Genomic DNA, 12,917 nt, shown 5'->3' with positions numbered 1-12,917 from the left:
ATAGAGGATAAAAAAATGTTGGGTATTTTAATAAAAAATAAGACAGACCTTCGGGTGAATAAGCTCGCAGCGGTTGTTTCTTTGGCTTGCTGTGGTTTGCTAACAGCCTGTGGCAGTGGCAACGATACGCAAGCCGTCGACTTGGGGGACCCGGTAGATCCAGACCGCTTGCCACTAGGCACTTTCTCTTATCCGATTAATGAGCTCAATTATAACTTTGATGAAACGTATCAGCTCGAGTATTGGGCCGCAAGCAACTGGCAGGGTGAGGCACAAACCGAGCTTTGGTGGGAGCAAGATTACGGCCGTACTGACCCTGCGTCACCGGACGATCAAGGGGCGCTTATTATAACGCCGCTGTGGAGCAGTGCGACCGACCAGCTAGCGGTAAGCACCGATTACGCACAAGATGTGTTAGGGCTGGATGACACCGAGATCGATCAGGTTGATCTGACGTGTGCGTCCATTAGTGCCTATGTCTATATGCCACAAGACTATGTTACTGACGGCAATATGGGATTAAAGCTGTTTGTTCGCGACACTGAGGACCGCTACGCCGATTTTGGCTGGAACAGCGTGGCGAGTTTTACCGGTGATGATTACAACCGTTTGGCGTACCAGGATATTACCGTCGACTCGTTAGGTTATGCCGACGATGGGTTTGATGTCGCCGCAGTGCAGCAAGTGGGCGTTTCGTTTGATGCAAACGGTAAGGCGGTTAATGTGGCCGGTGATATTCGTCTGGATAACGTTCGTGTGACGCCATCGGTGATTCAGGATTGTGTCGCGGGTGAGTTCAGCTTGCAGGATATCGAAGCTAACTACTTTGACGACGCGCTGGAAGTGGACGCGTGGTACGAGTCTGATTTGCAAGGCGCCTTAACGTACGACGTATCTTACGCGGCAGACGCTGGCAATGATGGTGGCGCCATGCGCTTTGCGTTTAATTGGCAAAATGGCTCAGAAGATAAACTTGGTTACGAGCGTGGCTTGTCGTCACCGGTGAACTTAGTGGGTAAAACCCTGCGCGTCGATCTCTACGTGCCAGAAAGCTACATAGCCGAGGGCAATATGGGGTTTCAGCTCTATAGCAAAGATTCGCAGTTTCGCTACGGTAATTTTGGCTGGTCACCTGTGTCGGCGATGTCGCCGGGCTGGAATACCTTAGAGTTTGCCAACATTACTGACTCGCCTCTACCGGGTAGCTATTGGGCCGATGGCTTTGATTTAACCGATATTGCCAGCGTCGGTTTGGAGTTTGTGTCTAACGGTAAGCCTATCGGTGTGGCGGGGGATATCTTGTTGGATAACCTGCGCATTGCCGAGTTGGTGGAAACCGGTGGTAGTGATGCACTGTTAAGCCAGGATTTTACTCTGCCGGAGGCGCTTGACCTGTGGGCGTTTGATTATGGTGAGGGCACCATCACCGAAGACAGTGTTGTGGCTAGCCACAGTACTGACATGGGCGACGGTTCCATGGCGTTGGAGATTAACTGGGGTAGTGGCTCCGACAAGCTAATGTGGTCTCGGTCGGTGGGCGCCGAGCCGCTTGATTTGACGGCAGCGGTGGTGCGGCTCGATTTGTATGTACCGCAATCCTATGTCGATGACGGCAATATGGGCGTTAAAGTATTTACCAAAGATGAAAGTTACGTTTACGGCAGTTTGGGCTGGAACGGTATCGGGGCGTTATCGGGAGACAGCTGGAACACGATCGAAATTGTCGTCACGGAAGATGCCTTTGACTTTACCGGTACCGGCTATGACAGCACCAATGTTTTGTTGCTGGGTTTGGAGTTTGTCGCCAATGGCAAAGCCGCGGATGTGGGCGGGACGTTTTTCATCGACAACGTAGAAATTATTCGTCAGCCGTAACCTACGAGCTTAACTTGATGGGGGCGGCCATACGCCGGCCCTAGAATAAGAATGAACAATGAGGTTCTCAGAAATGTATAGAACTCTTAAAAAAAATCCGATCAGTGTGATTGTCGGTTACGTAGCAGCAGCGGGTGCTGCGGCAATGGCGCTTAGTACGCCTGTGGCGGTGGCGCAAGACAATACCGCGCTAGATCAGGAGCCGTTACTCGAAGAAGTTGTTGTTAAAGGTATTCGTCGCTCGCTGCAAGAGGCGGCGGATATGAAGCGCATGTCGAGCCAGATTATGGACGCCATTAGCGCTGAGGATATGGGTAAATTGCCCGATCAAAATGCGGCCGAATCGCTTAAGCGGGTAACCGGGGTGCAAATTGGCAACCGCAATGGTCAGGGCTCGACGATTCGTATTCGCGGTATGTCGCAAGTAAATATTGAGTTAAACGGTTCGACGTATGTAGGGGCTGGTGTTCGTCCGGGGTTAAGCGGGGCCTCTAATCGCAGTATATCGCTAGAAGATATCCCTTCTGATTTACTTTCGACCATCGAAGTCATTAAGGCGCCTTCGGCCGATATGAACGAAGGCGCGTTAACCGGTACCGTTAACTTAAAAACCCGCCGACCACTGGATTTAGACGATCACTTTATTGGGGGTACCTTTAAAAACACCTATAGCGATGTTGCCGAAGAAGATACGCAAAACTATTCATTGTTTTTGGGTAAAAACTGGGATGACAAATTTGGTGTTATGGTCAGCCTTACCGATAAGGAAAACTTGACCCGAAATGACACGGTCGCCTACCGCAATTGGTCGGCCACACCTTACTTTGGTGCTAACCCCGATGCCTTGGGGTTGACTGAGTTTGTTACTGCCACCGACAGCAGTGGCCAGACTGGGGTGGCAATCTCTCCGCAGCAAATTAATTTAGAACAGCGTGAAGTACGTCAAGATGGCTTTGCCGCCGATATTACTTTGCAGTTTAAGCCGTTGGATGAGCTGGATATTTATCTGCAAGGGGTCAGAACCTCTTACGATGAAACCGTGGCCGCGAGTACCTTATCGCTAGGTCTGTACGACATTAATACCGGCGAGGGTATTGCGTTAAATAGCTTTGAAGACTTGCAGTTTGGCCAGTTTACCCCGGGTACCACAGCGGTCGATAAAGAGGGTAATCCCATGCAGGTCGATGGCGAGGTGACGTTGGTGTCGGGTGGGTTTGAGATTCCCAGCGCCGCTACTGGCGGCGACAGCCATACTGCCGGCGGTCAGGCTGCGGCTCGCGATATTACCAATACCAACATTTCACTGGGTGGGTCTTGGACGGAAAATGTCTGGTCGGTGTCGACTAACTTTAGCTATGGTAAATCCACTTTTGACAGCGACTGGATGAATCAGAGCTTAAAGGGCAGTTATGGCAACATTAACTGCGCGTGGCGCGACCCTCGACCTCTTGACCCGTTTAGTGGTGGGCCGGTCGACTGCGCCGAAAACCTGCGTTTTGGTTATGATATGGCCGCTGGAGATTTAGGTTCTGTTTTTGTTGATCCGACGCTAACCGGGGTTAACCCAAGCATTGCCGACCCCAATGATGGACCCAACGATATTGCCGGTGGGGGTAACTATCTGACTGATCCGTACTCTTATGCGGTAGCCTACACTGGTTTATACGCTGATGAATTTACCTCGCGCAATAACGCCGGGCAGGTAGATTTTAACTGGAACATAGAAGCGGGCCCGATTACCTCGTTGGAGTTTGGCTACCGTGGCGCAGAGCGCATTAACGAGCGTACTGCATCGCGGGGTGTTGCCAGCCATTGGCGTGAAGAGTGTACGCTGGATGCGTATCAACTAAGCCGCAGCGAATGTGAAGCGGCGGGGGCGTTGTTTACCGACGTGCGCATCGGTGCTGAAGATGGTAACTCCTTGTACGTACAGCCGCCAGAGCGTCAGGGACTGGCGGTTATCACCGACGGCAGCTTTATGTCGGGTGTCGACGGCGCGGGGCAGTTTCCCTCTCAGTGGATTAGCGGCAATGCTTTTACTTTTGCCAGCGATCCGGCAGGGCGTTTGAATGAGGTGTGGGGCATGAGTGCTATGTCTGACAAGCTGCAAGACTATCGTATCGAAGAGCAAACCCAGGCGCTTTACCTTAAGGCGAATTTCTCGCTCGCCGATGATATGGTTTACGGTAACGCCGGTGTTCGGGCGGTAGAAACTGATACCACCTCGTATTCATACACCGTGACCGATGATGCCATTTCGCAAGTGTTGTTTGATGACTTGTACGCGCAAAGCGATTATCAGCAACAAAAAATGAATCGCAGCTACACTAACTACTTGCCTAGCTTTAACCTCAACTGGGAGTTTCACGAAAGCTGGCTGTTGCGCTTTGCCGCCAACCGTTCAATGGCACGCCCTGACTTAGGCGCTTTGGTACCGGGGTATACCGTTACCGACGTTAACTCATTAACAGGCACAGTGGGCAATGAGAATTTAGACCCCTGGTTGGTCGATCAAGCTGATCTTTCATTAGAGTGGTACTTTGATGAAGATCAAGCAGGCTTTGCCAGCATGGCGCTATTTTATAAAGACTTCTCCAGCTTTATTACCACTGAAAGTGGCATTATGAGTGAGTGTCGAGCGCGTGGCGAAACGCGCACCTGTAACTTTACTCGCTCTGTAAATGGCGAAGGCGAGTTGTCTGGTGTGGAGTTGGGTTATTCACAGCCACTGCCACTGGGTTTTGGGGTGCAGGCAAACTACACGTATCTAGACAGTGAAACTCCCGAGGGGCTGCCGATTCCGGGTAACTCAGAAAATACCTACAACTTAATTGGCTATTACGAGAACTTTGGGTTCGGGGCGCGTATTGCTTACTTTTGGCAAGATGAAGCGCTTAATACCGCCACAGGCTTTGGTGGGCGACCCGAGTACACCTCGGATCGTGGACAACTGGATGCATCTATTAACTACGACGTAAATGATTATTTGTCGCTGACTTTGTCTGGCAGCAATTTGCTGCAAGAGGGGGAGCGCTCTTACGTGCAAATAGAAGAGCGTTTGCTGTTGGCGCAACAGTTTGATCGTACCATTGCGTTCTCGGTACGCGGTCGGTTTTAACGTTTAATGCTAATGTTTAAAAGCAAGTTTTGCAGGGGGGCGCATTAGCGCTACCCCTGTTTTTTGTCGCGGTTAAAATAATAGCCAGCAGGTATCGCGCGCAAACTTTTCTATAATAAAACACACTATTAAATAGTCTTAATATCAGCAATTAATTCTCTGTTTGATACGTCGTGTGAACGTTATCACTGTTTTGCGACAGCGAGTCGCATAACCTTCATAGCTGTACGATACTGCGCCCCTAAATGTAATCGATTACTTTTGTTTGTTGATGGTCATATAAAAAAACTTGTTTTTTAGAGTCAACAAAGTGTAATCGGTTACTTTTTTTGGTGAGAAAGGATCGGTGTCGATCGTAAGGAGAACTAACAAACGGCCGATTGGCCGCATACATTAACAATAATGAGAGAAGGTATTTCCTATGAAACACAGAGCCTTGCTACTTGCCAGTAGCGTGGGATTAATAGCAAATGCAGGATTAACCTACGCCGCAAGCTGTGATTCGCCAGCGTATGACTCGCAAACTCAATACGTTGGCGGAGAATTAGTTCGCTACAACTCAGCAGAATTTAAAGCCAAATGGTGGATAAAAGACACGCCGCCCGATCGCAACAGCCAGTGGGGCCCTTGGGGCTTTGTCGGGGAGTGTGATGATACCAATCCCATAACCAACAGTGTTATGCCTTTGTCGCAAAGTTACACTCAAGGCAGTATGAATAACCTGGTGTTTACGGTTGAGCCGGATTCCAGCGTGCAAGTGCTTGGTATCGTTGGCGCTAGCGCTGGCTCCGATTACGCCCTTAGCGGTTCACAGTTGTCACTGTACAGCGCTTACCTAGATTCGCTGGCATTGGGTGCTAATACCCTGACCGTCGATTTTAGCGATGGTAACGATGTCGATGTGTCACTGCAGATCGAGCCGGCCGATGCGCCGCAGCCGAGTGTTTCACCTACTTCTATTAGTGTTAATAAAGCTAGTGTGGCCGATGTCACCTTAGCGTTGAATAGTGATGGTGCTGATTTTGCGGCGCTAGCTATTGATGGGCAAACACTGGGCGCATCTGATTACACGCGTAATGCTAACCAGGTGACTTTGTATGCGGCTGCGCTTAGTGCGCTTGATGACGGTTCGCATACGTTAAGCATTGAGTTTACGGATGCCGCTGACATTACGGTGACGATTTCTGTAACGGATGTTGCTGTGACTGATGAGCAGATTTTATTGCCTGAGCAGGCCGACCTGAGCCTAGGTGCAGTGCTCACCGATGGGCAGGTTGATCTACAACACGGCGAAGCGAGTTGGTCGTTTAACGTACCGCAAAGCGGTGAGTATTTAGTGGAGTTTGATGTTAACTCCCCGTATGGCGAAAAAGCCAACACCTTTGTGGTGGGCAACAATGCTCAGCAAGTTACCACGGCAGACGCCGCTACCCAGACCATTGCCATTGAGGCCAATTTAATGGCTGGCACTGAGTCGGTCAGTGTACTTGGCAGCGGTAATAATTGGGGGTATGTTTTTGTCGAGCAAATCCGCATCAATAAACTGGCAACGCCACCACAAGAGCCTGAAATTACACCCTTGCAACAAAGTTTTGTTGTGGGCAGTGGCGATAGCTTGGCCTATAACTTTGATGCTGGAAGTTATAACTTGCAAGGAATTACCGTTGGGACCTCGGTGTTAAGTGAAGGGGTTGATTACACGGTAACTGGGGGTCAAATTACGCTGTTAAACAGCTTTTTGTCGACCCTTAGTGTTGGCGAACAAGCGAGTTTAGAGGCCGAATTTTACGATGCTGAACAAGCCGATTCGATGTTGTTAAGCTTTGTTGTGCACGCCGACAGCGCACCAATCGTAGAGCCCGACTTAAGCCGCGATGAGGCGAATGTCAGTGTCAGTGCGTTGGCACCTGTGACGGTATCACTGAACGAAGGTTCTTTTACTTTTGATGCTTTGATGCATGCGGGAGAAAGCTTAACAGTAGGCGCGGACTATACGTTTAATAATGGCTCGTTAACTTTAACGCAAGACTACCTCGCCACTCTGCCGGTGGGCTCAACCGCCTTAACGGTTGCACTATCCGATGCCGAAGCCGGTACTCGCGAGCTGGGGTTAATTATCAATGTGATCGATTTGCCGGCAACCGCTGACTGCTATGGTGTCGACTCGGTAATTTTGGAAGGCGACGCGCAATTGTACGAAGATCGTGCCAAGGTGACGGGTGAAAATGGCTCGGCGGCCTATTGGGAGATTCCTCTCGATAAGGCGGGCTTATACGAATTGCGGTTAACTTACAGTACCGAAGGTGGCGATAAGTTCGTCTCTTACCGGCTGGATGATGGCGGCTTGTCCAATATGAGCTGGCTGGATGCGCCAGTAACCGATCCTAGCGTTAAGAGCTTTGTGCATAACCTGTCGGCCGGTATTCATACGGTGGGTCTGGTTAATCGCGAAGGTGATTGGGGTTGGGTTAACGTCCATCAGGTGTGTCCCGTCTTTATGGGCAGCTTGGATATTCATTCGCCCGCGCCTTTCGCCGAGCTGGACAGTGGTGATATCTCGGTCGATTTTAGCAAACAAGGCAATAAAGACATTACTTACTCGGTTAATGATGGCCCCACCCAGCTATACAGTGGCGAATCACCGCTCCTGATACCGGGCACGGGCGATGGCATTTACGACATAGAGTTGGGTCTTGCCGGCACCACTTTGAAGAAAAATCTTCGGGTTCAGGTGGGGGACGTCACTGGCACGCAGTACGTTGATACTTTGGGTACTCAGTTTGTGTTGGGTAATCAGCCCTTTTACTTCAACGGCTCTAACCAGTACTACCTAATGTATAAACCAGAAGCGATGGCGGAAGACTTCTTCAAGCGCGCACAGCATTTGGGCATGAAGTCGGTGCGCACCTGGATGTTCTGTAACGACACCAAAACTCACGACGGTGTCTGCATTAACATGAAATCCGGTGATGACTTTTTGCTGACCAAGTCGAATCGTACTGCCGAGGAGCAAGCCATTGTCGACCGTAGCTTTGAGCTGTTTGACAATTACGTGGCCCTGGCACACGAGTACGACGTGAAGTTGGTGTTGTCGCTCGCTGATGAGTGGAACTACTTTGGTAACCTCGATTCTTATGGCGCGAGCCCCTATGCCAACGCTGAGTCTATTGCGAACTTCAAAGCGTTTATCAGCGCCTTGCTATCGCATTACAACGACAGCACTGGTTATACCTATGCGGAAGATCCGGCCATTATGATGTGGGAGATTGCCAACGAGCCACGCTGTAAAAGCTCGTGCAATGCCGATATCTTTAAGAGCTGGGCAGCCGATATTTCGGGTCATATTAAATCGTTAGCGCCCAATCATTTGGTGTCTATCGGTGCCGAATCATCCTTTAATCACAATGGTACCAACGATGATTTCGCCTTTATCGAAGAGGTGAATGACGTTGCCACGATTGATGCCATTAGCGCTCACTTGTACCCCACCTGGTGGAATATGTCAGATGCAGAAACCCTGGCTAACTTCGATCAGCTGGCGGCCGTAGGGCGTAACTTAAACAAGCCGACCTACATTGGCGAGTTTAGCTGGCCCGTTGCCTCGGCTGCTACGGTTGCCGAAGACCTGCAACGTCGTACCGAGGTTTTTATCGACTGGTACGCCAAAGCCGAAGAGCATAAAGACGTTATCGGCGGCATGCTGGCCTGGCAGTTATCGGGTAAAGAGTGGGGCAATGGTAATACCCCGCTGGATGGTTGTCAGTGGTGTGCGGGACCGTACGGTGCCCCTACCGATGCCTGGACTGCCAATAACGACGGCTTCCAAATGTATTGCGCCATCACCCCCGCCGAGCAAAACCTGACGGAAACTGGTGCGCCGGGTCAGAACGCCGAGGGCAACCAGATCCACATCGATTTACACAAACCGGTGTGCGATCTGATGCAAGAGCGCTCGAGCTTCTATCAATCACTCAACAACCAATAAACCTCACCTTTAGCCGGTCCGTAAGGGCCGGCACCTTTATTTGCCGCAGCGGAGCCTGCGGCTTTCTCTTTATGTGCCGGCACCGAAAAAAATAAGGATGGTGACCTCGCACTGAAAAGGTAAATACTATGAAAGTTAAACTAAGCGTAGCCGTAATCACCATGGCGGTTAGTGGTATGGCGTTGGGGCAGTCGAGCAGTTTTGTTGAGCGCGATGGCGCCACGTTAACATTAGATGGTCAGGAATTTCGCTTTGCCGGGATTCACGCCCCAGAGCTGCATCGCATTGAAGATGATGCGCGTGGCCCCTGTGCGCAAGATCCCCGAGGGTGGGGACAGTACTTTAAGTGGCCAACGGCCGACGAGCAAGAAAACTGGATAAAATCGATCGTTCGTACTGGGCAGAAAGCTACTCGCATTTACACCTTATCGGTGCAGCAATCGTACGACAGTGTCTGTGGTCGCGAGACTCATATTTTAGCGCCGCTTAGCCCCGGTGGAATGCCGCGTTTAAACGAGACGGCCATGGTGCACTACGACCGTATGTTGGCGCTGGCTAATGAGCACGGCCTAAAGATTATTGCCCCTTTTATTGACCACTGGGAATGGTGGGGCGGGCGACAACAGTTGGCGGCTTTTTATGGTGAAAGCGCCGATGATTTCTACGATACCTCCAGCCAAACCTACGCCGCTTATAAAAGTATCATCGAGCAAGTACTGACCCGCGTGAATACCATTAGTGGTGTTGCCTACCGCGATGAGCCGGCAATCCTGGCGTGGGAAACAGGCAACGAACTGCGCGGCACCACCGAACCGTTTTTGACCGAGACAGTCGCTCATATTGAATCGTTGGATCACAATCACCTTATTCAAGATGGTACTTATACCCGCGTTAATGATTACGCGCTGAACAATACCGACGTTGATATTATCTCTAACCACTATTACACCAATGTCGGCAACAATAACCCCGCGCAAGTTGCGCTGGATTTAAGCGCTATTGATGGGCAAAAAGTGTACGTGGTAGGTGAGTTTGGTTTGCGTCCCGCCGCCGAGCTAAACGATATTATGCAGGCTGTTGTGCATACCGATCACGAGGGCGCTAAAGCCGCCGGAGGCTTAGTGTGGGGGCTGCGTGGGCACCGCCATGATGGTGGTTTTTACTGGCACCAAGAGTACACCGGCCACTATAGCTATCACTACCCCGGGTTTCCGGACGGCGACGCGAATGAAGAGCAGTCGGTGGTTGACTTAGTGCGTAACGCTCAGGCGCAAATGAACGGGCATGCCAGCGCTCAGCCACTGCCGGTGCCCGAGGCGCCTAAGCTTAGGCCAATCGTTTCGACCGCGCGAATTAATTGGTTAGGCGCGCCGGTGGGACGCTTTTACCGTATCGAGCGGGCTAACTCTGCCCAGGGGCCTTGGCAAACGGTGGCGAGCAACATTAGCGATGGCAAAAACCGCTACGATCCAGCGGTAGATAGTTTGTTTTCGGACGATAGCGCGAGTGCCGGCGAAACCTATTATTACCGAGTGTTTGCCAGCAATGAAAGCGGAGAGTCTGGTGCGTCAAATATTGTGGTGGCGAGCGCGCCAGAGTGGACTGTGTTTGAGGCAGAAGCGGCCGCGCTATCGGGCGGTACATTTGTTGATACGCAAGATTCTGGTTTTAACGGCAGCGGTTACGTGACCGGGCTGACTAATGACGGCGGCGCGATTGAGTGGCACATAAACGCCCAGGCCGCCGGGCAGTACAGTGCTCGGTTGCGCTATGCCGCCGATAGCAATAAACAACATAGTGTTTTGGTTAATGGCCAAGGCCGAGCCATTGAGTTTCCGGGTACAGGGGATTACCAAAGTTGGGCCGAGGTCAATGTCATGCTCGATTTGGTTGCCGGCACTAACACCATCCGCTTAGAGAGTGGGTGGGGTTATACCCACATTGATACTTTGTCTGTTGCCAATATCGAGGGCAATACGCATCCGCCGGTTAATAACGCACCGACGTTAACGTTTGCAGCGGTACAAACAGACGGACTCAATGCCGAGCTCGAAGCGCAAGTGACGGATGACAACTTGCCTCAACCGGGTAATTTAACGCTACAGTGGGAGCAAGTTAGTGGGCCGGGAGTTTTAACCTTTAGCAGCGAGCACAGTGCTCAAACTCAGGCGAGTGCGAGTGTTGCGGGTGTCTATGATGCCAAGCTGACGGCGAATGATGGCGAGTTATCGGTTTCGGACAGCGTCTCGTTTATGTTATCGCAACAGCCGATTAACCAGGCGCCGCAAGTGGACATTGTCAGTGGTGCAGACTTGTTTGTGGGCGAGCCGATTAACTTAACCGCGTTGGTGAGTGACGACGGCCTGCCTGGCAACGGACTCAATTTGCAATGGCGAATCGTCTCGGGTGCGGGTGCTAGTTTATCGGGTGCTAATCAAAGTGAGGCGACTCTGGTTGTCAGTGAGCCGGGAACGGTTGTGGTGGAGCTTAGTGTCGATGACTCAGAGCTTACCACTACCAGCATGGTGACACTGCAAATCGCCGAGCTTGCCTGCGACGACTGCAGCCAAAACTTGGCCGCCGGAGCGTTAGTGACGGCGTCGTCCAGTGATGGCTACAGCGGTGGTGCTGGCGCGGCGGTTGATGGCAACTTGCAAACCCGGTGGTCGAGTGAGTGGAGCGATGATCAGTGGTTGATGCTGGATTTATTACAGCGCAGCGCGATTGAGAAAGTGGTGATTCACTGGGAAGCTGCACATGGGCAGGATTATGAAATCCAGAGCTCGGAAGATGGTGCGAACTGGACTCGAGCAGCGCTTGTGACCGATAGCGATGGTGGTAGCGACGAGGTTTTGCTCTCGCAATCCGCGCGTTATTTGCGAGTGTTGGGTTTGAGTCGCGCGACCCAGTGGGGCTATTCCATTTGGGAGCTCGAGGTGTGGGGCGCACCGGCGCTGGACGATGCACCAGAGCTAATGCTTGAAACTTCAGAGCTGGACGCCCCGGCTCAGCTGTGGTCTGCATCCGTCATGCTTTACAGCGACAGTGATTGGGTGGCGTCCAGCTTGCCCGATTGGTTGAGTATTACCCCTCAAAGCGGTACCGGCGATACAGTATTAACACTGTCGGGGCCGGCCAATGCCGGGGCGAGTCGCGTGGGCGAGGTAACGTTTGTCGCCGGTAGCTTAGCGCGCAGCTTGATGTTGACACAGGCGGGACAGTTGCTGCCCGCGGAGGATGGCATCGAGGCCGAGTCGGTAGCGCTTACCGGTGTTACGGTGTTAAGTGATACCGATGCCAGTGGCGAGACTTATGTGCAAATGGCCGGGCAGGGCAGTTTGCGCTGGAGCATTACCGAGCCCGAGGCTGTCTCTAAAGTGTTGACGATTCGCTATCGTTTACCGTATTCCAGCAAGCAGCAAACAATACTGGTAAACGGCGAGCCGCAGAGCGTGAGCTTTGCCGGCGTTATCGGCCAGTGGCAATCGCTTGAAATGCCGGTTAGTCTTAACGCCGGTAGCAATCAATTGGAGATCAGTGCCGATTGGGGCTGGATGGATTTCGATAGGATTGATTGGTAAGGCTTAATGCTAAACAGCTAAGCTTTCATTCCAAAAGAAGGTGATCTGACCGCTAGGGTTAATACTGCTAGCGGTCAGATCTATCAATAACCACTTACAGCGGCTTTTTGGTTAACGACAAACCCATAGTTATATGGGCCCAGATCACTTTTTGATACTCGACGGACATTCGCGTTTGGCTTGTCTTAATCGCTCGGGGCTGTTTCTCTTTCGTTTCGAATAACGAGTTACCACCGCGACTATGCCGGCCTATCTAAAGGGTTTGAGTTGAGGCTTTAAGCGATTCACTGGCGTTTACATCGACGGCACATGCACCGGTTATAAATGCGGCCTAAAACGTGTGCTCATCGGCTCACTG

At 51.5% G+C, this 12,917-nt stretch carries 4 protein-coding genes; all 4 read left to right on the top strand.

What is annotated here, in order from left to right:
- The first annotated feature begins 15 nt into the window (after positions 1-15).
- The 4 genes from ACGHAD_RS13810 to ACGHAD_RS13795 all read left to right on the top strand — a co-directional run bounded on the left by ACGHAD_RS13810 (position 16) and on the right by ACGHAD_RS13795 (position 12,559).
- Entirely contained in the window at positions 16-1,875 is a 1,860-nt protein-coding gene (locus ACGHAD_RS13810) for a hypothetical protein (RefSeq protein WP_382418066.1), read from the top strand.
- A 73-nt stretch (positions 1,876-1,948) separates the two neighbouring features.
- Positions 1,949-4,993 (top strand): TonB-dependent receptor, encoded by a 3,045-nt coding sequence (locus tag ACGHAD_RS13805; RefSeq protein ID WP_382418068.1) that lies wholly within the window; start codon positions 1,949-1,951, stop codon positions 4,991-4,993.
- 421 nt (positions 4,994-5,414) lie between these two features.
- Complete coding sequence (locus ACGHAD_RS13800; RefSeq protein ID WP_382418070.1) at positions 5,415-8,978, top strand: X2-like carbohydrate binding domain-containing protein; 3,564 nt, start codon at positions 5,415-5,417, stop codon at positions 8,976-8,978.
- 128 nt (positions 8,979-9,106) lie between these two features.
- On the top strand, positions 9,107-12,559 hold the full coding sequence (locus ACGHAD_RS13795) for a CBM35 domain-containing protein (protein ID WP_382418072.1): 3,453 nt from the start codon (positions 9,107-9,109) through the stop codon (positions 12,557-12,559).
- Positions 12,560-12,917: the final 358 nt, after the last annotated feature.

This window comes from Gilvimarinus japonicus (assembly GCF_042847215.1).
Taxonomy (GTDB): domain Bacteria; phylum Pseudomonadota; class Gammaproteobacteria; order Pseudomonadales; family Cellvibrionaceae; genus Gilvimarinus; species Gilvimarinus japonicus.
This window is presented reverse-complemented; position numbering and strand designations above follow the sequence as displayed.

What these genes read in the sequence shown, in the direction of transcription:
- ACGHAD_RS13800 (WP_382418070.1), top strand. Translation starts at nt 5,415, where the DNA reads ATGAAACACAGAGCCTTGCTACTTGCCAGTAGCGTGGGATTAATAGCA.
- ACGHAD_RS13795 (WP_382418072.1), top strand. Translation starts at nt 9,107, where the DNA reads ATGAAAGTTAAACTAAGCGTAGCCGTAATCACCATGGCGGTTAGTGGT.
- ACGHAD_RS13810 (WP_382418066.1), top strand. Translation starts at nt 16, where the DNA reads ATGTTGGGTATTTTAATAAAAAATAAGACAGACCTTCGGGTGAATAAG.
- ACGHAD_RS13805 (WP_382418068.1), top strand. Translation starts at nt 1,949, where the DNA reads ATGTATAGAACTCTTAAAAAAAATCCGATCAGTGTGATTGTCGGTTAC.